The organism is Arthrobacter sp. C9C5 (genome assembly GCF_013359735.1).
Taxonomy (GTDB): Bacteria; Actinomycetota; Actinomycetes; order Actinomycetales; family Micrococcaceae; genus Arthrobacter.
Genome location: NZ_JABFMX010000002.1, coordinates 202,197 through 222,897, shown reverse-complemented (window position 1 = coordinate 222,897; position 20,701 = coordinate 202,197). Strand labels below are relative to the sequence as shown.

Below are 20,701 nucleotides of genomic sequence, written 5' to 3'. Positions count from 1 at the left end.
CAGGGGTGCGTGCCAGAGTGAAGGCATGGACGCTTTCGCACTCATTCTTGCCATGCTGATGCTGCTGATCGGAGCCGTCGCCGGCGCCGCCTTCACCTTCGTGGTGTTGCGGCGCCGCAGCGCCGGCCTTGAACAGGACTTCGACGGCGTCTCCGCGCGACTCTCCGAGGTCAGCGCCCAGTTCGCCGCCGCCGACGCCGAACGCCGCCTGCTGGCGGCCCAGAACCGGGAGCTGGGCGACGCCAGGACGCAGGACGGCAGCGTGCTGCGTGCGCTGGCCCCCGTGGCCGAGAAGCTCACCGCGGTCCAGCAGCAGGTCTCGCTGCTGGAGCGGGACCGGCTGGAACAGTACGGCCAGCTCGCCCAGCAGCTGCAGGAGGCGAGGCTGTCGGACGAGCAGCTGCTGCGCTCAACGCATGCACTCGAATCCGCCCTGCGCTCCAACAGCGCGCGCGGCCAGTGGGGCGAAGTGCAGCTGCGCCGGGTGGTGGAGGCGGCCGGTATGCTCCGCCACGTGGACTTCCACGAGCAGCTTCACAGTTCCGGTTCGGGGTCGGAAAACACCGTCCGGCCCGACCTCGTGGTGCAGCTCCCGGGCGACAAGCAGCTCGTGGTGGACGCCAAGGTGCCGCTGACGGCCTACCTTGAGGCGCAGGAACTTGGCGCCACCGCCGGAAGTCGGGCCGCCGGGGCGGGAGCCCTGAACGGTCAGCAGGCGCTGCTGGCCACCCACGCGAAGGCCCTGAAGTCCCATGTGGACGCCCTGAGCAACAAGAAGTACTGGGACATCCCCGGCAACGCTCCGGAGCTGGTGGTCTGCTTCCTGCCCGCGGAGTCGATCCTGGCCGCGGCGCTCACGGCGGATCCGGCCCTGCTGGATTACGCGCTGTCCAAGAACGTCGTCCTCGCCTCGCCGGGGACACTGCTGGCGGTGCTCAAGTCGGTGGCGTTTACCTGGCGGCAGGATGTGCTGACGGACAGCGCACGGGAGCTGTTCGAACTGGCGCAGCAGCTCTATGAGCGGATGGGAACCCTGGGCGACAACGTCTCCAAGCTGGGCTCATCGCTGAAGACCTCGGTGGACCGCTACAACTCTCTGGTCGGCACACTGGAGGCCAGGGTGCTGCCCACCGCACGGAAGCTCAACGCCCTGGACGGCGCGGGCCTGGCGACTCCGGTCACTGTCGAGGTGACACCGCGCTCGGTGGCGGCGCCGGAACTCCAGCAGGAAATTGGCTCCCGGGACGTCGGCGGCGACCGGACCGACGACGTCGAGCGGCCCGACGCCGGCGGCGCCTCGGAAGAGTCAGCCGCCTAGGACTGTCCCCGGGCTAGGACTCTTTGGCGGGGCGGGCGCCGCGGCCGCCAAGGGCACGGGAGACGTCCCCGGCCTGCTTCAGGGTGGCCCGGAGCTCCTTCGGCAGGGAGAACAGCAGGTCTTCCTCGGCCGTGACGACTTCCTCGACGGAACCGTAGCCGTAGTCGGCCAGGAGCCGCAGTACGTCCTTCACCAGCACCTCGGGCACGGACGCCCCCGACGTCACGCCGACCGTGGCTACGCCCTCGAACCAGGACTCGTCCACCTCATTGGCGAAATCGACACGGTAGGAGGCCTTCGCCCCGTATTCCAGTGCCACCTCCACGAGGCGCACGGAGTTCGAGGAGTTGGCCGATCCGACCACGATCACGAGGTCGGCCTGGGGCGAGATCTTCTTGATCGCCACCTGCCGGTTGGTGGTGGCGTAGCAGATGTCGTCGCTGGGCGGATCCTGCAGGGTGGGGAACCGTTCCTTCAGGAGGCGCACTGTCTCCATGGTTTCGTCCACGCTCAGGGTGGTCTGCGAGAGCCAGATGACCTTCTCCGGGTCGCGGACCGTCACCTTATCGACCTCGTGCGGGCCGTTGATGATCTGGATGTGCTCGGGCGCCTCACCGGCTGTCCCCTCGACTTCCTCGTGGCCGTCGTGGCCGATCAGCAGGATGTCGAAATCGTCCTTCGCGAAGCGGACAGCCTCGCGGTGCACCTTGGTCACCAGCGGGCAGGTGGCATCAATGGTCCGCAGGCCGCGGTCCTCCGCTGACTGCACCACCGCCGGCGAGACACCGTGCGCCGAGAAGATGACCAGTGCGCCCTCAGGAACCTCATCGGTTTCGTCAACGAAGATGGCGCCCTTTTCCTCAAGGGAGCTGACCACGTGGACGTTGTGGACGATCTGTTTGCGGACGTAGACGGGCGGACCGTAGTGCTCAAGCGCCTTTTCCACCGCAATCACGGCACGGTCGACGCCGGCGCAGTAGCCGCGCGGGGCCGCCAGCAGCACCTTCTTCGGTCCGGTCACGGGTGCCGCCGCCAGCACTTCCTCCGGCGAACGCCGCCGGCGCGGAACGGAGGGCATCGGAATGGATACAGCGGTGGAGGTCATGCCCCAATGCTACCGGTGTTCGCTATGGCAGGTTATTTGACGCCGGCCGGCGGCCGCCGACAACACGGAACACGATCCCGGCGGCCAGCAGCACACCGCCTGCCAGCAGCGCCGCCATAATCCACTGCCCGAAGCTGGCCGTGGCAGCCGCCACGAATTCACGTTTGAAGATCTCCGCCACGTCGTTGCCGCTCCCGGCCCCCTGGACCATCCTGCCTGCGGCGTCCGAGCCAAATTTCCAGACACCGGCCAGGACCAAGGCACCCAGACCGGTCCCGGCGAGGACCGTCCACTTCCGCCGCGCCGCGACGAACGCCAGGAGGAACGCGATGGCCGAGCCCACGGCCACGGCGGTGCCCATCGGCGCGTAGGCCGAGACCCGTTCGATGAGCTGGCGCTGGTCGGACTGGCCGATGCTGATGCGGACCTGCTCCGGCGCCTTAAGCGGAACGGGAGAGGCCTCCGAGACGCGTTTGACCACCAACCCGACCAGCGGGGCGACGTCCAGGGTCAGGGAGGTGGTGCCGCCCACTTCCGGCGGGAGCGTGCGGGGGTCGGCGAAGCTTAGCCGGTGACTCCTGCGCAGGGTCTCTGCCCAGGCCTCCGAGTATCCGGGCATGGAGGTCAGGGACTGCGCGGCGTCCGCCAGGATCGGTTTGACCACGGCCTCGAGGGGGGCCGGCAGCTGCTGGCCGCCAAAGGCCATCCCATTCACGGCGGCCGTGGCCAGCCTCTTCTGGAACGCCGGGTCCTTGCCCAGCGGTGCGGTGAGGGCGACGAAACCCTCCTCCTGGACAATGTTCCGGTCCGCCCACATGGCCGGGACGGCAACAGCCGCCATGGCAAGGCCGATCAGCACTGCAACGGCCGAGACAAAAGTGCGCACGAAAGTCTCCTAGGAGGTTGGGAGTAGAGCCATCCTACGGTGGCGTCGCCGCGAACCGGAAAGCAGGGCACCGGAAAGCAGCGGGCCAAAACGTCCGGCCCTACTGGTAGAGCTATGGATAGAGTTGAAGCAGCTCCCCCTCTCCACCAAAGGACCATGCATGCACCAGCACCTGCACCAGGCACTTTTCGCCGGCGGCCACCGGCATGTCTGAAGACACCGCCGCGGCCACCACCCTGCCGGCGACTGCGGCAGACACCAGCCCGGACAACCCGTGGCCGCTGCAGCTGCTCTCGCAAAAACTGAAGATGCACATCGAACGGGCGCCCTCGGCCTGGGTCGAGGGCCAAGTCATCGAACTCAACCGGCGCGGCACCAACGCCTACCTCACGCTGCGGGACATCGACGCGGAGATATCCCTCCCTGCCTCGGTCTGGACCAACGTTCTGGACCGCCAGTCCACGCCGCTGGAGCGCGGTTCCCGGGTGGTGGCGCTGCTTAAGGCCGAGTTCTGGCTGAAGACGGGCCGGCTGAACATGTCAGTCAAGGACATCCGGCCGGTAGGACTCGGCGACCTGCTGGCCAGGATCGAACGCCTGCGCCAGGCCCTCGCGGCGGAAGGGCTGTTCGCCGACTCCCGCAAAAAGCGGCTGCCCCTGCTCCCCCACCGGATCGGCCTGATCACCGGCCGCGACTCCGACGCCAAGAAAGACGTGCTCCGCAACGCGGCGCTGCGCTGGCCCGCCGTCGAATTCGAGATCCGCGAGGTGGCGGTCCAGGGCAACACCGCGGTGGCCCAGGTCATCGGCGCGCTGCAGGAGCTGGACGCCCACCCGGAGGTCGACGTCATCGTCATCGCCCGCGGCGGCGGCGCCCTGGAGGACCTGCTCCCCTTCAGCAGCGAGGAACTCATCCGGGCTGTCGCCGCCGCGGCCACGCCGATCGTCAGTGCGATCGGCCACGAGGCGGACCGTCCCATCCTCGACGACGTCGCAGACCTGCGCGCCTCGACCCCCACCGACGCGGCGAAACGGATTGTGCCCGACGTCGTGGAGGAACTGGCGCGGGTCCGGCAGGCACGGGAGCAGCTGCGCCGCGGCGTCACCCGCCTGGTCGAGCGGGAGACGGACCGGCTGGCCTCGCTTCGCTCCCGACCGGTGCTGGCAGCCCCGGAGGGCATGGTCACCGCCCGGCACGACGACGTCGAACGGCTCAAGGGCCGCTCCCATGCGGCCATCAACACCGCCGTGGTGCGGGCGGCCGACCAGCTGGTCCACCTCAAGGCCCAGGTGCGCGCCCTCTCGCCGCAGAAAACGCTGGACCGCGGCTACGCCGTCGTCCAGCTAGACGATGGCAGCACCGCCCCGGGAACCCGCCACGACGTGGTGCGGCACCCGGACCAGGCACCCGCCGGCACTCCCCTGGCCGTGCGGGTGGCCGGCGGCAGGTTTAAGGCCCAGTCCACCGGCGGCCAGGAGCCCGCCGAGGACTGACCGGCCCACTCCCAACAACCCAGGCAGTTCAGACTTCCCGGACCCCGCGACGGGACCCCCGACACGCGGTAGGCACCGGATCCACGCAAGGAGCATCAGCATGGCAGCAGAAAACGCAGCAACCCCGACCCCGAACACCGACATCGACGGACTCAGCTACGAGGAGGCCCGCGAACAGCTCGTGGGCGTGGTCGGCAGGCTGGAGGCCGGCGGCGCCAGCCTTGAGGAATCCCTCGCACTGTGGGAGCGCGGGGAGGCCCTCGCGAAGCGGTGCGAGCAGTGGCTCGAGGGCGCCCGCAAGCGTCTCGCCGCGGCCCGGGACCAGGCCGGCCAGGAGAGCTGACCGACCGCCGGCCGGCTAGGAGCGCCGCACCAGCTCGCGTTCCATGTCGACGTCGATCTCCGGGACCGGCCACTCGAGCGCCAGTGACTCCAGCGCGTCCAGCAGCAGCTGCTGGACGGCGATCCGGGCGTACCACTTCTTGTTGGCCGGGACCACGTGCCAGGGCGCGTGCTCCGAGCTGGTCTGCTCAAAGGCGGCCTGGTAGGCGTCCATGTAGTCGTCCCAGAAGGCCCGTTCCTTGAGGTCGTTGCCGCTGTACTTCCACATTTTCGAGGGGTCTTCCAGCCGGGCGAGCAGCCGTTCCTGCTGCTCGTCGCGGCTGATGTGCAACATGACCTTGACGATCTTCGTTCCGGCGGCGGCCTGCCGGGCCTCGAACTCGTTGATGGCCCGGTAGCGGCGCTCCAGTTCCTCGGCGTCCGCCCAGCGGTGCACCCGGTGGATCAGGACGTCCTCATAGTGGGAACGGTCGAACACCCCCACCATGCCGGCCGCGGGTACTTCCTTCTCGATCCGCCAGAGGAAGTCGTAGGACTGTTCCTCCGGGGTGGGCGCCTTGAATGACTTCAGCTGCACGCCCTGCGGATTCATCTGGCCCATGACGTGGTTGACGATGCCGCCCTTGCCCGCGGTGTCCATGGCCTGCAGGACCAGCAGGACGCGCTTCTTTCCGCCGGTCCTGGACTCCGCAAAGAGCTGCTCCTGCAGTTGCGTGAGCTTGCCGTCGAGCTCGCTGAGCAGCGTCTCTCCGGCGGCCTTGTCCCCGGCGTAGCCCGGTGTGGAACCCGGGTCAAGGTCGCGGAGGCTGAACTTCTTGCCTGCCCTCAGGGTCTCGGAGGGATGTTTGTCGAAGTCCACGACATCTGCCATCAACGCCTCTTTCCGGTTCGGGCAGCCCGCCGGCCGGACGTTCGACCAGCGGCGCTGCTGTCCCGAATCCTAGTTGCCCTGGTACCGGCTCAGGAAGTCCGCCATGCGGTTGATCGCTTCCTCGAGGTCCTTGACGTTCGGCAGGGTCACCATTCGGAAGTGGTCCGGCCGGACCCAATTGAAGGCGCGGCCGTGGGAGACGAGGATCTTCTGCTGGCGCAGCAGGTCCAGGACGAACTTCTCGTCGTCGCGGATGTGGTAGACCTCGGGGTCCAGGCGCGGGAACAGGTACATCGCCCCGCGGGCCTGCTGCGTGCTGACGCCGGGGATGGCGTTGAGCATGTCGTAGGCCTTGTTCCGCTGCTCCAGCAGGCGGCCGCCGGGCAGGATCAGGTCGTTGATGCTCTGGTAGCCGCCGAGTGCGGTCTGGATCGCATGCTGCGCCGGCACGTTGGCGCACAGGCGCATGTTGGCGAGCAGGTTGATGCCTTCAAGGTAGTCCGCGGCGTCCTTCTTCGGACCCGAGATGGCCATCCAGCCGGCCCGGTAGCCGCAGACGCGGTAGGCCTTGGACAGCCCGCTGAAGGTCAGGCAGAGCACGTCGTCGCCGGTGAGGCTGGCCATGTTCACGTGGACGGCGTCCTCGTACAGGATCTTCTCGTAGATCTCGTCCGCGAACAGCACCAGGCCGTGCTTCTCGGCCAGTGCCACGATCTTCTTGAGCGTCTCCTCCGGGTAGACAGCGCCGGTGGGATTGTTGGGGTTGATCACCACGATGCCCTTGGTGCGCGGCGTGATCTTCGCTTCGAGGTCGTCCAGGTCGGGCTGCCAGCCGGATTCCTCGTCGCAGAGGTAATGCACCGGCTTCCCGCTCGCCAGGGCCACCGACGCCGTCCAGAGCGGATAGTCCGGGGTGGGAATGAGGACCTCGTCGCCGTCGTCCAGCAGGGCCATCAGCGACATGGTGATGAGCTCGCTGACGCCGTTGCCCAGGTAGATGTCGTCGACGTGGATGTTCTGGATGCCGCGCGTCTGGTAGTACTGCGAGACGGCGGTGCGGGCGGAGAAAATGCCTCGGGAATCGCTGTAGCCCTGGGCGTGCGGCAGGTGGCGGATCATGTCCACCAGGATCGCGTCCGGCGCTTCAAACCCAAACGGGGCCGGGTTTCCGATGTTCAGTTTGAGGATGCGGTGACCCTCTGCCTCCATCTGCTGGGCGGCCTGAAGAATCGGTCCACGGATGTCGTAGAGGACATTATGAAGCTTGGTGGACTGCTTGAATTCTGCCATTCATCAAATATGCCATATGGCGGATGTACTTCCCCTGAGACTTGTCTCACAGCGGAAGTCCGCGTCACACGGGCGCCCCGGGCCGCCCCGGGGCGGGAACGACGGCGGCTTCAGGCCGGGAACGACGGCGGCTTCAGGCCGGGAACGACGGCGGCCGCCGGGCCCGGGGGTTCCGGATCCGGCGGCCGCCGTCGAACGCTCAGAAGCTCCGGTCTACTTGACCAGGCCCTTGTCCTTGAGCCACGCTGCCGCGGCGTCCTTGGGGTTCTGCTTCTCGCTGCCGCCGACCGCGCGGTTGAGGTTGATCAGGTCCTCCGTGGTGAGCAGCTTGGAGACGGCGTTGAGCGCCTCCTTCGCCTTGTCGGTCATCTTGGCCTTGTTGTACAGCGGCAAGACCTGCTGGGCGATGAAGTTGTTCTTCGGGTCCTCCAGCACCACCAGGTCGTTGTCCGCGATGGCCGGGGTGGTGGTGTAGATGTCGGCCACCTGGACCTGGTCCGAAAGCAGGGCCTTGACCGTGACGGGGCCGCCGCCGTCGCTGAAGGGTTCCAGCTTCTTGGGCTCGCAACCGTAGTTCTTCTTCAGGCCGGGCAGCCCGTAGGCGCGCTCCGCGAACGTTGCGGGGGCGCCGACCACGATCTCGTTGCAGACCTTGGCCAGGTCCTCGATGGACTTCAGCTTGTACTTCTCCGCGGTGGCCTTGGTGACCACCATGGCGTCCTTGTCCTCGGCCTTGGCGGCGTCGAGCACGGCCAGGCCGTCGGGCAGCTTGCCCGGCAGTGCCTTGGCAATGTCTTCTGCGGAGATCTCGGTGGCGTCCTTGTTGACGTGCAGCAGCAGGTTTCCGCTGTAGTCCGGGATCACGTCGACGGAGCCGTCCTGCACGGCCTTGAAGTAGACCTCGCGGGAACCGATGTTCGGCTTGGTGGTGGCGGTGACACCGGCGGCGTTGAGTGCCCCGGCGTAGAGCTCAGCGATGATCTGACTCTCGGTGAAGTCGGCCGAACCGATCACGAGCGCCCCGCCGGCTCCCCCGGAGGAACCGCCGCTGGCGGGTGCCGAGGACAGCGGGTTGGACGAGCCTCCGCACGCGGACAGGGCCAGAGCCAGGCCGACGCCGGCGGCCAGGCCGCCGAATGCGCGCCTGCCGAGTGCTCGTTGGCGGATTTCCTTCATGACGTACCTCCTTGGACAACAGTCCCCGCGGTCGCGGGGTCTGTGAGATCAACCGCGGCCTGCTGGCTCCGGTCTGGCTTGTTGGCGGCCCCACGGGACAGGAAGAGCCGCTGGAATAGGACGAGGACAAGGTCGACGGCGATGGCGAGCCCCGCGATGAGCAGCGAGCCGCCGAGCATCTGCGGGAAGTCGGAGAGCACGAGGCCGTCGAAGAGGTAGCGGCCCAGGCCGCCCAGGTTGATGTACGCGACCACCGAGACCGTGGCGATCACCTGGAGCACACCGGTGCGGAACCCGCCGAACATCACCGGAAGCGCGTTGGGGAACTCGGCCCGGAAGAGCACCTGGAGCTCGGTCATGCCCATGGCCCGGGCGGCGTCCACGACGTTCCGGTCCACGCTGGAGATTCCCGCGTAGGTCCCGGCCAGCAGCGGCGGCACGGTCAGGATAACGAGCGCCCAGACCGGAGGCATCAGCCCGATCCCGGCCAGCAGGACGAAGAGTGTCAGCAGGCCCAGGGTCGGCAGGGCACGCAGCGCCCCGGCGAGGGCCACGACGGCCACCCGGCCGCGGCCGGTGTGGCCGACGTAGAGGCCGATCGGGACGGCGATGGCGGTCGCAATCAGCATCACCAGCCCGGTGTACTGCAGGTGCTCGGCCAGGCGCACCGGAATGCCCGTGCTGCCGGACCAGTTGTCCGGGTCGGCGAGCCACGCAAAGGTGTCGGTGAAGACATTGCTCATGCTGACGCCCCCGCCGCGGAATCGGACAGCCGCCGGGCCGCGGCCGGCTCCCCGGGCTTCCCCGGTTTCCCGGCGCCTGCCCGGGTCCACGGGGTCAGGAGGCGTTCGAGCAGGACCAGGACGGCGTCCATCAGCAACGCCAGCACCAGGATCGCAATAATGCCCACCATCACCTCGGTGACGAAGTCCCGCTGCAGCCCGGAGGTGAAGAGCATGCCCAGGTTGCCGATGCCCAGCAGGGCGGCGACGCTGACCAGGGAGATGTTGCTGACCGAGACCACGCGGAGCCCGGCGAACAGCACCGGCAGGGACAGCGGCAGGTCGATCTGCAGGAACCGGGCGAGGGGCTTGAAGCCCATGGCGACGGCAGCCTGCTGCAGGTCCTCGTCCACGGAGTCAAAGGCATCCAGGGCGGCCCGGACCAGGAGCGCGACGGCGTAGATGGTCAGGGCCACCACGACGTTGACGGGGTCAAGGATCCTGGTCCCGAGCAAGGTCGGCAGGATGATGAAGAGCGCCAGCGACGGGATGGTGTAGAGCAGCGAGGACGCGGTCAGGACCACGGTGCGCAGGGTCCGGTTCTGCCTGGCCAGCTGGGCCAGCGGGATCGAAATCAGCAGGCCGAAGAGCATCGGCAGGATCGCCAGGACGAGGTGCTGGCCGGCGAGGCTGAAGACCTGCCCGCTGTTGGCCAGGAACCATTGCATCAGCGCACGCCCTGCCGGACCCGGCGGTCCGCTTCGATCACGGCGAGCACTTCTTCGGCCGTGATCACACCGGCCACCCGGCCGTCCGCGTCGACAGCGACGCCGAGTCCGGACGGCGAGGACAGGGCCGCGTCCAGCGCGCGGCGCAGGGTCTCGCCCTTGTGGAAGAGGGAACCGCCCGGGACGGTCGCCGCTCCGGCGCCCGGCGCGCTCCAGCCGAGCGGCCGGCTGTCAGCGTCGACCACGAGCTGCCACTCGCCCGCTCCGGGTCCGCCGTCACGGCCGAGGGCGTCGGCGCGGACGGTGTCGACCGGATGGATCGTGACGCCGTCGGAGGGGCTGAAGGCGAGGTGCCGGAAGCCCCGGTCGCGGCCCACGAAGGACGCGACGAAGTCGTTGGCCGGGGCCCGCAGGATCTCTTCCGGCGCCGCGTACTGCGCCAGCTTGCCGCCGCCGGCGAAGACGGCCACCTTGTCACCGAGCACTGTGGCCTCGTCGATGTCGTGGGTGACGAACACGATGGTTTTGGCCAGGTCGCGCTGCAGGCGGAGTAGTTCCTTCTGCAGTTCATCGCGCACCACGGGGTCCACCGCGCTGAAAGGTTCGTCCATGAGCAGCACGGGCGGGTCCGCGGCGAGGGCACGGGCCACTCCCACGCGCTGTTGCTGGCCGCCGGAAAGCTGTGAGGGGTAGCGCCGGCCGAGTCCGGCGGCGAGGCCGACGACGTCGAGCAGCTCCTGTGCGCGCTTGCGGGATGCCGCCTTGGATACCCCGTTGAGCCGCGGGACGGTGGCGATGTTGTCCAGGACGGACCGGTGCGGCATCAGCCCGGAGGACTGCATGACGTAGCCCATGGAACGGCGCAGCTGCGCGGCGGGCACGGAGGTGACGTCCTGCCCGTCGACGGTGATGGTGCCCGAGGTCGGCTCGACCATGCGGTTGATCATCCGCAGCGAGGTGGTCTTGCCGCAGCCCGAGGGGCCGACGAAGACCGTGATGGCGCCCTTGTCGATAGACATGCTCAGATCGTCGACGGCGGCCTGGCCGCCCTGGTACTGCTTGGTGACGCTCTGGAACTCGATCATGGCCTCTGCCATTCCGGGCTTACCTAACTGTTGGCGGCAACATGGGACGGTCCAGCCAACTGATCATATGCATGCTGATTTTTGGCTGTAAAGCGGGTATGACCCAGCGTAGCTGCCACCGCTGGCGATGTCGGAGCACCGAATCGAAGAAACGGGCCCGATATCGTCGGCGGCGCCGGGGCTACCCTTGGCATTCGGCGCCGGACGGGATTCGGATGGGCGCGGGTTCAGGCCCGGCCCCGGACCCCGCGCTGGTCCGGGACCGGCGCTGTGTCACGTCGCCCGGCCCCTGCCTTTTCCGTTGCCCTTTCCGTTGTCTTTGCCGTTGTCTTTGCCGTTGTCTTTTCCCCTGCGGGGGTGGTCGTGGCTGAGCCGCTCGGCCGCCCGCTGGCTCCGGCTGGCCACCACCACTTTCTGGTGCCACTCCCGCTGGTACGCCCGCCGGGCAGCGGCGTCGTGGCGCCGGGCCAGGGCCGCCACTTCGCGCTGCATCTTGAGGTAGCTTGCCCAGCGGCGCTCGTCCAGGGCCCCCTCCGCGAGCGCGGCCTGCACGGCGCAGCCTGGTTCGCGGCCGTGCGCGCAGTCGGTGAACCGGCACCGGGTGAAGAGCTCCTCGAGATCGCCGAACACCTCGTCCAGGCCGTCCTCGGCGTCGAACAGGCCAAAGCCGCGCACCCCGGGCGTGTCCATCAGCACCGAGCCGCCCGGCAGCGGGACCAGCTCCCGGGAGGTCGTGGTGTGCCGGCCCTTGCCGTCACCGGCCCGCACCGCGCCCGTTTCCTGCGCTTCGAACCCGACGAGGGCGTTGATCAGGGTGGACTTGCCGGCGCCCGAGGGGCCCAGCAGCACGATGGTCCCGCCGGGCGGCAGATGAGCCAGCAACTCATCGAGGCCGTCGCCCTGCTCGGCGGAGGTGGTGACCACGTCGACGCCGGCGGCCTGCAGCATGACCTGCCCGACGACGTCGTCCGCCACCTGCGCGAGGTCGGCCTTGGTGATCACCACGAGCGGGGTGGCGCCGGAATCCCAGGCCGCGACGAGGGTCCGTTCGAGCCTGTTGTGCGTGAGCGGACGGTCCACCGGCACCACAACGCCAACGACGTCCATGTTGGCACCGAGCACCTGTGCCTCGGAGGATGCCTCGAAGGCGCGCTTGCGGCTTAGTTCCGAGCGGCGCGGCAGCACACCCACGATGGCTGGTTCGCCGACCGGGTTGCTGCCGAGCCAGACCCAGTCGCCGGTCGCGGGGACGCGCCCCGCGCGCGGGTAGGGCAGTTGTGCCTGGCCGGCATGGTCCGCGACCAGGACGAGGTTGCGGTCCACGCGGACCACCCGCCCGGCGCTGGTGCCGCCGGGGACGGGGTTGGCGGCGAAAAGTTCCGTGACGGCCTCGGTGAAACCGAAACGGGCCGGCCCCTGGAGGCCGGTGTGGTGACTGAACTGAAGATTCAATGGAAACCCTTTGATGGGCCCCGGACGCGTGTTGCCCGCTGCGGTCGAAGAGGACCGGCCAGCTGTAGGGCTAGGAGATGCGGACTGCCGGGGCAGGAATAATGACGTGGCTTAGGGGTGTGCGCTGCGCGCGCAGTTCCGTTGCATTCATTGCTTCCACCTCCCCGGTCATCTGGCCCATATCTCGGCTTATATCTGGGCTCATTGGGCGGCCGTCCCGGCCGCGGTTTCTCTAGGGTAACCGCCCGCGCCGCGGCTGGCTAGGGATTTGTCAGGCGAGCTTTCCGTCCAGCGGCCGCTCACGGTACAGCCGGAGCGCGGCATCGACCAGTGAGACCCGGTTCAGGCCCGCCACCTCGGCCAGCGGGATCCAGGCCGCGTGGGTGGTGCTGCCGCCCACCTCATGCCGCAGCTCCCCGCCGGTGATGCTCGCTTCATAGACCAGCCGCAGCGACTGGAAGTCGCGGTGGCCGCCGTCGAGCCTGCTCTCGGCGGGCCAATGCCCGACGTCGATCCCCAGCATGGCGCCGATCTCAGCGTGGTAGCCGGTCTCCTCGTAGATCTCCCGGCGGCACCCGTCCACCGGGTGCTCGGCGAGATCCAGGCCGCCGCCCGGCAGCGTCCACCCCTCCTTGCCGCCCTGCTTCCAGTACGCGAGCAGGAGGCAGTCATCGCGGAGGATCAGCCCGTAGGCAGCCGGGCGGGTATCGAATGGCAGGGTCATGGCACCAGCGTAACGGCGCCGCGCGGACCCTGCCGGATCTTCCGGTTCGGTCCTAGAGTTTGAGTGTGACCAACCTCGAAGTCCTTCCGCCCGAAGAAGTCTGCCCCGCCGCCCACAGTGTGGAGGGGACCGCCAACGGCCCGTGCCTGCAATTGTGGCCGGCGAGGGAGGTTCCGCTGGGCGGCGTCCGCGCCATGAACGTCTCGCGGACCCTGCCGCAGCGCGGGCTGCCCACCGTGGGCGCGTGGTGCTTCCTGGACAGCTTCGGACCGGACCGGGTGGCCATGTCCGTGCTGCCGCACCCGCACACAGGGTTGCAGACCGTTACCTGGCCGCTGGCCGGCAACATCCGGCACCGGGACAGTGTGGGCAGCGACGTGACCGTCCGCCCGGGCGAGCTGAACATCATGACGGCGGGCCGCGGCGTATCGCACTCCGAATTCGCGGTGCTTCAGGTGAACGGGGGACCGGGCGCGACGACGCCGGAACTGCCCGTGCAGCGCGGGCTGCAGTTGTGGGTCGCGCTGCCGGACTCCGAACGGCACCGGGCACCGGCGTTCGAGCAGCACCGCGAGCTGCCCGTGGTCCGCGGCGACGGCTTCACTGCAACCGTCATGGTGGGGACCCTGGCGGACACCACCTCGCCGGCCACCATGTACTCCCCGATCGTTGGCGCCGACATCAGCTGCGCCGGAAGCATCAGCCTGCCGCTGCAGCCGGAGTTCGAGCACGCCGTGCTGGTGCTCGACGGCGCCCTGGCGCTGGACGGCCAGGAGGTGCAGCCAGGCCCGCTGGGCTACCTCGGCTCCGGGCGCAGCAGCCTGGACCTGGACGCCGCTCCGGGCACCCGCTTCGTGCTGCTGGGCGGCGAGCCGTTCGAAGAGGAACTGCTGATGTGGTGGAACTTCGTCGGCCGCAGCCACGAAGAGGTGGAGCAGTCACGCCTGGACTGGGAAGCCCAGGCCGGGCTCTCCGACGACGACGCGTCGCGGGCACGGTTCGGGCTGGTGCGCGGACACGGTCCCGACGCCGGATCCGAAGCCGGCCGCATCCCGGCGCCGCCGTTGCCGGGGGTGCCGCTGCGGCCGCGGCGCCGGCAGTGACCCCGTCCCTGGTTCCCGCCGCTGCGGCTGCCCCCCGTGCCTGCCCGCTAGCCCTGCTCGGCGACGAGCTGGAGCACCCCGAACACGGGTTCCTGCTGCAGCACCCGGACGTCGGTGATCCCGGCCGCGGCCAGGGCCGTGCGGAACGATTCCTGCAGCCGCGGCACGTTCATGCCGAGCCCGCTGCCCAGGATGACCGGCCCCTCGATGCCGAGCTGCCTCACGGTCTGCTCGGCCATGGCGGCGAGGTCGCGGCCTGCCTGGTCTATCAGCTCCTGGCTCGGCGCGTGGCCGGCGTCGGCCGCCTCCACGACGAGCCGGGCGCGCTGGGCCCAGAAGCGGCGTCCGGTCTCGGGTGAGTGGAACAGCGCGATGAGTTTGTTCGGGTGGTCCACCCCGCAGGAGGCCAGCAGGGCCCTGGTCAGTTCATCCGGTTCCAGCCCCTGGTTCATCCGGCGCAGGCTGTGCCGCACGGCCTCGCGGCCCAGCCAGTAGCCGCTGCCTTCGTCGCCGAGCAGGTAGCCCCAGCCCCCGGCCCGGGCTTCCTGTCCGCGGCTGTTCTTGCCCCACGCGGCCGAGCCGGTTCCGGCGATCACGGCGACGCCGGTGCTGGCCCCGCCGGCTGCCAGCAGGAGCCGGGAGTCGTGCACAACGGTGATCTTGGCGCCGGGCACGTGCGGGGCAATCAGCGCGGCGAGCGCCGCGGCGTCGTCGTCGGTGTCGATACCGCCGGCTCCGGCGTAGACCTGGGCGATGTCACCGCCGCCGATCCGGGCGAAGAGTTCCGCGAGGTTCCGGGCGGCTTCCTCGGGAGTGACGTTCTGGACGTTGGCGCTGCCCACCGACTCGTCGGCCACGGGCGTGCCGCCCTCGAACCGGACCCCGCGGGTCTTGGTGCCGCCGATGTCGAGTCCGATCACGGCGCCGGGAGCGGCGGCGGAAACGGCGTCCGGCGGGGTGGGGATGTCAGAATGAGTCACCGGAACAGCCTACTGAATCACCGACAGGAGTGAGCAATGTCCCGCGATATCTTCGGTACCCGGATCATCGCCGCGCCGATGGCCGGCGGGACTTCAACTCCGCCCTTCGTCACGGCCGTGCATGAGGCCGGCGGTCTGGGCTTCCTGGCCGCGGGCTACAAGAGCGTTGCTGCCATGCTGGCGGACATCCGCGCCACCCGGGAGTCCGGCGCGCGGTTCGGCATGAATGTCTTCGTCCCGGATCCGGCCCAGCTGCCGCCCTCCGCGGCTGCCGTGGCCGAGCTCGAGGCATACCGGCTGCAGCTGCGCCCTGATGCCCGGCGCTACGGTGTGGAGCTCCCGCCCTTGCGGCTCGATGACGACGACGCGTGGCAGGCCAAGATCGAGGCCCTGCTGGCGGATCCGGTGGAGCTGGTCAGTTTCACCTTCGGCCTCCCCGGCGCGGACGTGGTCCACGCCCTGCAGCGGGCCGGGTCGGCAGTACTGGCCACGGTCACCACCGCGGCCGAGGCCCGGCAGGCGGCCGAACAGGGCGTGGATGCCCTGGTGGTGCAGCATGGGTGCGCCGGAGGCCACAGCGCGGCGTTCCTGCCGGCGTCAGGCGATCCGGGTTCAGGCGCGCCGGCCACGACGGCGGAGCTGATCGCGACGGTGCGCTCCGCCGTCGCGCTCCCCCTCGTCGCGGCGGGCGGGATCATGGACGCCGCCGGCGTGGACCGGGTGCTGGCCGCGGGCGCACAGGCAGCCCAACTTGGCACGGCCTTGCTCCGCACGCAGGAGAGCGGCGCCCGGCAGTTGCACAAGGACGCCCTGGCCAGCCCGCACTTCACCCGGACGGCCCTGACCAGGGCTTTCACCGGACGGCCGGCCCGGGCGCTGGTCAACGAGTTCGTCCGGGACCACCCGGACGCGCCGGAGTCCTACCCGGCGGTGCACCACCTCACCGCCCCGCTGCGCGCGGCCGCTGCCGCCGTCGGGGATGCGGAGCGGCTGAATCTCTGGGCCGGGACCGGCTGGCAGCAGGCCCGCGCCGCCTCCGTCGCGGAGGTCCTGGCGGGACTGCCGGGCTGAGGGGCGCGGGCGGGGCTGCCCACTCGCGGCTTCGCCCCGCGCTCGCCGTGTGGAAACGTCGAGTCAGGACGGAGACCGCGAACGAACGACGGCGGCGACGGCTTGCAGCGGCGCGGGGCGGGTCGGTTCAGTTCCCCGAGCGTCCGCGGACAAAGCCGGCCAGGAGCGCCGGGCCCTCGCTAAGCACCAGCTCGCGGAACAGCCGCACCGGGTCCGGCTCGGCGTCCGCTCCCCCGCGCCGCTCCCGCCAGGCCAGGCCGATCTCCCGGAAGGCGAGGCCGGAGTCCAGCGCCAGCTCCACCCAGCCCAGGTCGCCGGACTGCCCCGGGGTGTGGCGTCCGGGGGCCAGTCCGCCGGGCGGCAGGATGCTTACGCCCAGCCCGGCCGAGACGAGCCCTCTGGCCGTGTGGGAGTCCTGGCTTTCGAAGGCGATGCGGGGCCGGAATCCGGCTTCCCGGAACAGTGCGTCCGTCAGCGAGCGCATGCCGTAGCCGGGGCCCATCGCCACGAACGGGTCCTGCCGGATCTCCGCGAGGCGGGCACGACGACGCCGGGCGAGCGGGTGCCGGTGGTGGACCACCAGCCGCAGCGGTTCCCGGTACAGGGCAGCCGAGGAGATCAGCCGACTCGGTGACGCGATCGGGGCGGTGAGTGCCAGGTCCGCATCCCCGGCGGCCAGTTCCGCTAGGCAGCCGTCCCGCGCACCCTGGCTGAGGTCGAAGGCCGGCTGCGGATGCCGGCTGCGGAAGGCGCTGATCAGCAGCGGCAGCATCGCCTCGCCGAAGGTGTGCTGGAACGACACCGCGATCCGGCCGCGCACCACCTCCGACTCGTGCCTGACCAAGTCCAGCCCGGTCTGGAACTCGCCCAGCGCGGCCTCAATGTGCGGGAGGAGCGCCTTGGCCGCGGGGGTCAGCCGCACGCCGCGACCGTCCCGGATCAGCAGTTCCGTCCCGATGATGCCGCTGGCCCGCGCGATTCCACGGCTCACCGTCGACTGGGGCAGTCCCAGCACCTCGGCCGTGGCGGTGATGTGTTGGGTCCTCCCGAGCTCGGCCAGCAGGGGCAGCAGCGGCAGCAGCTGAACGAGCTGTTTGTGCTCAACGTCCATGCCCACCCTCTCAATCGTTCCGCATTTGCCATGAATTCTATGAGAAACATGCATTGGAAGCATGTCTTTCCGGGACCTATTCTGGGGTCATGCCCCGCCTCCCCCTCCGCAATCCCGCAACCGAGCCCGGTGCCGCACCTGATGCGGGTACCGCGGCGGACGGTAGCCCCGCAGTCGACGGCCGGGGTACCGCGTGGGCGGGCCACCCCAAAGGCTCGGCGGCTTACCGCCGGATCCTCGCCGGCCTGGCCTTCGCCGGCGTCGCAACCTTCGCCCAGCTCTATTCAACCCAGGCCGTGCTGCCGATCATCGCCGCAGACTTGCAGGTGACGGCCGCCGAAGCGGCCCTGACCATCTCCCTGGCCACCGTTGGCTTGGCCGCGACGGTCCTGCCGTGGTCCTTTTTGGCCGACCGGGTCGGCCGGGTGCGTGCCATGGCCTGGAGCATCTCCGCGGCCACCGTCCTGGGGCTGCTGGCCCCGCTGGCGCCCAGCTTCCCGGTCCTGCTGGGCCTGCGGATGTTCGAGGGCATGGCACTGGGCGGCATCCCGGCCATCGCCATCGCCTACCTGAATGAGGAAGTGAACAAGGCCCACGCCGCCCTGGCGGCCGGAACCTACGTCGCAGGCACCACCCTCGGCGGGCTGGCAGGCAGGCTTGTGGCCGGTCCGGTGGGCGAACTGTGGGGTTGGCGGGCCGCGGCACTGGCCGTGTCCGTGATGGCGACGGCCGCCGCTGTCCTGTTCCTGGTGCTGGTGCCACCGGCACGGAATTTCACCGCCGCGGCCGCCAGCGGCTTCCGTGGCGCCCTCGCAACCCTCGCCGGCCACGGCCGGAACCCGCGGCTGCTGGCCATCTACGTCCAGGCGTTCCTGCTGATGGGCGGCTTCGTGGCGGTCTACAACTACCTCGGCTTCCGGCTGTCCGGCGAACCTTTCAGCCTGCCGGCCACCCTGATCAGCCTGATCTTCCTGGCCTATCTCTCCGGCACCGTCTCCGCCCGCTGGGCCGCCGGGCTGACGCTGCGCTTCGGCCGGCGCAACGTGCTGGTGGCGGGCACGGTCCTCATGGTCGCCGGGCTCGCACTGACCCTGACCCAGCTCCTGGTCCTGATCCTGGCCGGCCTGCTGCTGTTCACCGGCGGCTTCTTCGCGGCCCACAGCATCGGCTCCGGCTGGACCGGGGTGATTGCGAGCACCGGCCGTGCGCAGGCCGCCTCGCTCTACAACCTCGCCTACTACCTGGGATCCAGCGTCGTCGGCTGGGCCGGCGGCCTGCTGTTCCAGTCCTTGGGCTGGACCGCCCTCGCCCTCGCCGTGATGGGGCTGGCCTGCACGACGGCGGTGATCACCGCCGTCGTGCATCCCGCCGGCGCGGGCGGCGTCGCCCAGGGCGCATCCCCGGGGCGGAGCGCAGCGCGCTAGCGGGTCGCCTCGAGGGCCTGCACAAGATCGGCGACAATGTCCGCCGGGTCCTCCAGCCCCACGGAAACCCGGAGCAGGCTGGCGTGCGGCTTGGCCTCCGCGGCCACCGGCCGGTGGGTCAGGCCCGCGGGGTGCTGGATCAGGGTGTCAATGCCGCCCAGCGAGACGGCGTGCGTGATCATGCTGACGGCGGCCGGGATGCGCTCGGCGTGCTCGGCACTGGCCAGCTCGAACGCCAGCAGCGAGCCCGGGCCCGCCATCTGGGTGCCGACCAGGCCGCGCGGATCGCACTCCGGCAAGCCCGGGTAGAACACCCGCCGGATCAGCTCGTGCTCCGCCAGGGCGGCCGCGACCTTCTCGGCACTGGCCTGTTGCGCCCGCACCCGGACCGGCAGCGTCGCCAGGCCCCGGTGCAGCAGGTAGGCCGGCCAGGGCGTGAGGATGCCGCCGGTGATGGCCCGGATCTGCCGGAGCCGGACGGCCCATTCCGGGGAAACGGCGACGACGCCGCCCATGGCGTCGCCGTGGCCGCCAAAGAACTTGGTGGCGCTGTGCAGCACCAGGGCCGCACCGTGCCGGTACGGCTGCTGGAGGACCGGAGTGGCGAAGGTGTTGTCCACCAGCAGCGGCACACCGTCCGCCGCAGCCGCCGCGGCGGCGATATCGACGAGCTCCAGGCTCGGGTTCGCCGGCGTCTCCAGGATGACGAGCCCGGTGTCGGGGCGCAGTGCCGCGCCGATGCCGTCGGGCGTGGTGAAGGTAACCTCGGTACCCAGCACCCCTGAGGCCAGCAGGTGGTCGCTGCCTCCGTAGAGCGGCCGGACCGCCACCACGTGCTTCTTCCCGGTGGCGACGACGGCGAGCAGCACCGCGCTCAGGGCGGCCATGCCGGTGGCGAAGGCCACGGCTTCTTCAGTGGCCTCGAGCAGGGCGACGCCGTCTTCGAAGCGGGCGACGGTCGGGTTCCAGAGCCGCTGGTAGACCGTGCTCTGCCCGTCCAGGTGCGGGCCGCCGGTGGCCATCTGTTCATAGGCGAGGCCGCCGTCGTGGACCGAGGGCAGCGGCGCCGTGGTGGACAGATCGATCGGGACGGCGTGGACGCCGAGTTCCGTGAGGCCGTTCCGGCCGGCGTGGACCGCCAGCGAGTCTTGAGAAAGCACCGTACTCCTTATGAATATTCATCATTGAATGCGGTAAGTATCTGGCAATAATTCGGCGTTTTACAGGGGTTCTGAATGGAACTGTCAGATAGTGGCGTTTATGATGAACTCACAACACATCAAGGAGGATCCGTGAGCAGCACCACGAAGAATGTTCGGCCGGGAGCCGGAGCCGGCGAACCCCTGGACGCCATTGACGAGCGCCTGCTCGCGGCCCTGGTCGCGGACGCCCGGATCTCCAACAAGCAGCTGGCCGAACTGGTGGGGATCGCACCGTCCACGGCCCTGATGCGCACCCGGGCCCTGTCCGAGCGCGGGATCATCCAGGGTTTTGAGGCCAAGCTCAGCCTTGCCGCGGTAGGCCGCTCGGTGCAGGCGCTGATTGCCGTCCGGCTGCGCGCCCACGACCGCGAACAGATCGACCGTTTCACGGCCCGAGTCCCCAAGCTGCCAGCCGTGCTGTCCACGTTCCACACCTCGGGTTCGGTGGATTACCTGCTGCATATCGCCGTCGCCACCACGGAGGACCTGCGCGACTGGGTGCTGGACAACCTGGCGACCGATCCCGTGGTGGGCCACACCGAGACCACCCTGGTGTTCGACCACATTCAGGGCAACCACGGGCCGCTGCCGGACTAGCGGTTTGCTGCCGGGGCGGCT

At 69.7% G+C, this 20,701-nt stretch carries 20 protein-coding genes; 7 read left to right on the top strand and 13 right to left on the bottom strand.

Features of this window, described 5'->3' with window-relative positions; genetic code table 11:
- Positions 1-25 precede the first annotated feature (25 nt).
- Positions 26-1,318 (top strand): DNA recombination protein RmuC, encoded by a 1,293-nt coding sequence (locus HNO80_RS02590; RefSeq protein ID WP_175321272.1) that lies wholly within the window; start codon positions 26-28, stop codon positions 1,316-1,318.
- Positions 1,319-1,331: 13 nt separating this feature from the next.
- Here HNO80_RS02590 and HNO80_RS02585 read toward each other — a convergent pair whose 3' ends face one another.
- The gene (locus HNO80_RS02585) at positions 1,332-2,423 is read right to left on the bottom strand and encodes a 4-hydroxy-3-methylbut-2-enyl diphosphate reductase (protein ID WP_175321271.1); all 1,092 of its coding nucleotides are present in this window, start codon (positions 2,421-2,423) and stop codon (positions 1,332-1,334) included.
- A 22-nt stretch (positions 2,424-2,445) separates the two neighbouring features.
- Positions 2,446-3,309, bottom strand: a complete 864-nt coding sequence (locus HNO80_RS02580) for a hypothetical protein (RefSeq protein WP_175321270.1) — start codon at positions 3,307-3,309, stop codon at positions 2,446-2,448.
- Positions 3,310-3,515: 206 nt separating this feature from the next.
- Here HNO80_RS02580 and xseA point away from each other — a divergent pair, with 206 nt between their 5' ends.
- Positions 3,516-4,802 carry an exodeoxyribonuclease VII large subunit gene (gene xseA / locus HNO80_RS02575; protein WP_175321269.1) on the top strand — a complete coding sequence of 429 codons (1,287 nt, stop codon included), beginning with the start codon at positions 3,516-3,518 and terminating at the stop codon, positions 4,800-4,802.
- Between the two features lie 100 nt (positions 4,803-4,902).
- On the top strand, positions 4,903-5,145 hold the full coding sequence (locus HNO80_RS02570; protein WP_175321268.1) for an exodeoxyribonuclease VII small subunit: 243 nt from the start codon (positions 4,903-4,905) through the stop codon (positions 5,143-5,145).
- Positions 5,146-5,160: 15 nt separating this feature from the next.
- Here HNO80_RS02570 and HNO80_RS02565 read toward each other — a convergent pair whose 3' ends face one another.
- From HNO80_RS02565 to HNO80_RS02530, 8 genes are all read right to left on the bottom strand, one after another.
- Positions 5,161-6,015 carry a polyphosphate kinase 2 family protein gene (locus HNO80_RS02565; RefSeq protein WP_175321267.1) on the bottom strand — a complete coding sequence of 285 codons (855 nt, stop codon included), beginning with the start codon at positions 6,013-6,015 and terminating at the stop codon, positions 5,161-5,163.
- Between the two features lie 69 nt (positions 6,016-6,084).
- A complete protein-coding gene (locus HNO80_RS02560; protein WP_175321266.1) occupies positions 6,085-7,305 on the bottom strand; it encodes a pyridoxal phosphate-dependent aminotransferase in 1,221 nt (406 codons plus the stop codon).
- 213 nt (positions 7,306-7,518) lie between these two features.
- Entirely contained in the window at positions 7,519-8,481 is a 963-nt protein-coding gene (locus HNO80_RS02555; protein ID WP_175321265.1) for an ABC transporter substrate-binding protein, read from the bottom strand.
- The gene (locus HNO80_RS02550) at positions 8,478-9,224 is read right to left on the bottom strand and encodes an ABC transporter permease (RefSeq protein WP_175321264.1); all 747 of its coding nucleotides are present in this window, start codon (positions 9,222-9,224) and stop codon (positions 8,478-8,480) included. The genes HNO80_RS02555 and HNO80_RS02550 overlap by 4 nt, the downstream gene beginning before the upstream one ends.
- On the bottom strand, positions 9,221-9,931 hold the full coding sequence (locus HNO80_RS02545; RefSeq protein WP_175321263.1) for an ABC transporter permease: 711 nt from the start codon (positions 9,929-9,931) through the stop codon (positions 9,221-9,223). Before HNO80_RS02545 ends, HNO80_RS02550 begins: the two co-directional genes overlap by 4 nt.
- A complete protein-coding gene (locus HNO80_RS02540) occupies positions 9,931-11,028 on the bottom strand; it encodes an ABC transporter ATP-binding protein (RefSeq protein ID WP_283810426.1) in 1,098 nt (365 codons plus the stop codon). Before HNO80_RS02540 ends, HNO80_RS02545 begins: the two co-directional genes overlap by 1 nt.
- A gap of 261 nt (positions 11,029-11,289) precedes the next feature.
- On the bottom strand, positions 11,290-12,468 hold the full coding sequence (gene rsgA / locus HNO80_RS02535; RefSeq protein WP_217500462.1) for a ribosome small subunit-dependent GTPase A: 1,179 nt from the start codon (positions 12,466-12,468) through the stop codon (positions 11,290-11,292).
- Positions 12,469-12,739: 271 nt separating this feature from the next.
- Complete coding sequence (locus tag HNO80_RS02530) at positions 12,740-13,192, bottom strand: NUDIX hydrolase (RefSeq protein ID WP_175321262.1); 453 nt, start codon at positions 13,190-13,192, stop codon at positions 12,740-12,742.
- 65 nt (positions 13,193-13,257) lie between these two features.
- Here HNO80_RS02530 and HNO80_RS02525 point away from each other — a divergent pair, with 65 nt between their 5' ends.
- On the top strand, positions 13,258-14,295 hold the full coding sequence (locus HNO80_RS02525) for a pirin family protein (protein ID WP_175321261.1): 1,038 nt from the start codon (positions 13,258-13,260) through the stop codon (positions 14,293-14,295).
- Between the two features lie 47 nt (positions 14,296-14,342).
- Here HNO80_RS02525 and HNO80_RS02520 read toward each other — a convergent pair whose 3' ends face one another.
- The gene (locus HNO80_RS02520; protein WP_175321260.1) at positions 14,343-15,275 is read right to left on the bottom strand and encodes an N-acetylglucosamine kinase; all 933 of its coding nucleotides are present in this window, start codon (positions 15,273-15,275) and stop codon (positions 14,343-14,345) included.
- Between the two features lie 36 nt (positions 15,276-15,311).
- Between HNO80_RS02520 and HNO80_RS02515 the strand changes: the two genes are divergently transcribed.
- Positions 15,312-16,346: a nitronate monooxygenase gene (locus tag HNO80_RS02515; protein ID WP_175321259.1), complete on the top strand. Its 1,035-nt coding sequence runs from the start codon at positions 15,312-15,314 to the stop codon at positions 16,344-16,346.
- A 127-nt stretch (positions 16,347-16,473) separates the two neighbouring features.
- Here HNO80_RS02515 and HNO80_RS02510 read toward each other — a convergent pair whose 3' ends face one another.
- Positions 16,474-17,457: a LysR family transcriptional regulator gene (locus tag HNO80_RS02510; protein WP_175321258.1), complete on the bottom strand. Its 984-nt coding sequence runs from the start codon at positions 17,455-17,457 to the stop codon at positions 16,474-16,476.
- A gap of 89 nt (positions 17,458-17,546) precedes the next feature.
- Between HNO80_RS02510 and HNO80_RS02505 the strand changes: the two genes are divergently transcribed.
- A complete protein-coding gene (locus HNO80_RS02505) occupies positions 17,547-18,881 on the top strand; it encodes an MFS transporter (RefSeq protein WP_175321257.1) in 1,335 nt (444 codons plus the stop codon).
- Here the strand turns inward: HNO80_RS02505 and HNO80_RS02500 are convergent.
- Positions 18,878-20,041: a trans-sulfuration enzyme family protein gene (locus HNO80_RS02500; protein ID WP_349627168.1), complete on the bottom strand. Its 1,164-nt coding sequence runs from the start codon at positions 20,039-20,041 to the stop codon at positions 18,878-18,880. The two genes, HNO80_RS02505 and HNO80_RS02500, sit on opposite strands and share 4 nt — an antisense overlap.
- A gap of 132 nt (positions 20,042-20,173) precedes the next feature.
- On the opposite strand from HNO80_RS02500, the gene HNO80_RS02495 reads away from it, so the two are divergent.
- Positions 20,174-20,680 carry an Lrp/AsnC family transcriptional regulator gene (locus HNO80_RS02495; protein WP_175321256.1) on the top strand — a complete coding sequence of 169 codons (507 nt, stop codon included), beginning with the start codon at positions 20,174-20,176 and terminating at the stop codon, positions 20,678-20,680.
- Positions 20,681-20,701: the final 21 nt, after the last annotated feature.

Coding starts and splice junctions, on each gene's coding strand:
- HNO80_RS02550 (WP_175321264.1), bottom strand. CDS start 9,224: ATGAGCAATGTCTTCACCGACACCTTTGCGTGGCTCGCCGACCCGGAC.
- HNO80_RS02560 (WP_175321266.1), bottom strand. CDS start 7,305: ATGGCAGAATTCAAGCAGTCCACCAAGCTTCATAATGTCCTCTACGAC.
- HNO80_RS02530 (WP_175321262.1), bottom strand. CDS start 13,192: ATGACCCTGCCATTCGATACCCGCCCGGCTGCCTACGGGCTGATCCTC.
- HNO80_RS02585 (WP_175321271.1), bottom strand. CDS start 2,423: ATGACCTCCACCGCTGTATCCATTCCGATGCCCTCCGTTCCGCGCCGG.
- HNO80_RS02570 (WP_175321268.1), top strand. CDS start 4,903: ATGGCAGCAGAAAACGCAGCAACCCCGACCCCGAACACCGACATCGAC.
- HNO80_RS02555 (WP_175321265.1), bottom strand. CDS start 8,481: ATGAAGGAAATCCGCCAACGAGCACTCGGCAGGCGCGCATTCGGCGGC.
- HNO80_RS02515 (WP_175321259.1), top strand. CDS start 15,312: ATGTCCCGCGATATCTTCGGTACCCGGATCATCGCCGCGCCGATGGCC.
- HNO80_RS02545 (WP_175321263.1), bottom strand. CDS start 9,931: ATGCAATGGTTCCTGGCCAACAGCGGGCAGGTCTTCAGCCTCGCCGGC.
- HNO80_RS02510 (WP_175321258.1), bottom strand. CDS start 17,457: ATGGACGTTGAGCACAAACAGCTCGTTCAGCTGCTGCCGCTGCTGCCC.
- HNO80_RS02540 (WP_283810426.1), bottom strand. CDS start 11,028: ATGGCAGAGGCCATGATCGAGTTCCAGAGCGTCACCAAGCAGTACCAG.
- xseA (WP_175321269.1), top strand. CDS start 3,516: ATGTCTGAAGACACCGCCGCGGCCACCACCCTGCCGGCGACTGCGGCA.
- HNO80_RS02590 (WP_175321272.1), top strand. CDS start 26: ATGGACGCTTTCGCACTCATTCTTGCCATGCTGATGCTGCTGATCGGA.
- HNO80_RS02565 (WP_175321267.1), bottom strand. CDS start 6,015: ATGGCAGATGTCGTGGACTTCGACAAACATCCCTCCGAGACCCTGAGG.
- HNO80_RS02505 (WP_175321257.1), top strand. CDS start 17,547: ATGCCCCGCCTCCCCCTCCGCAATCCCGCAACCGAGCCCGGTGCCGCA.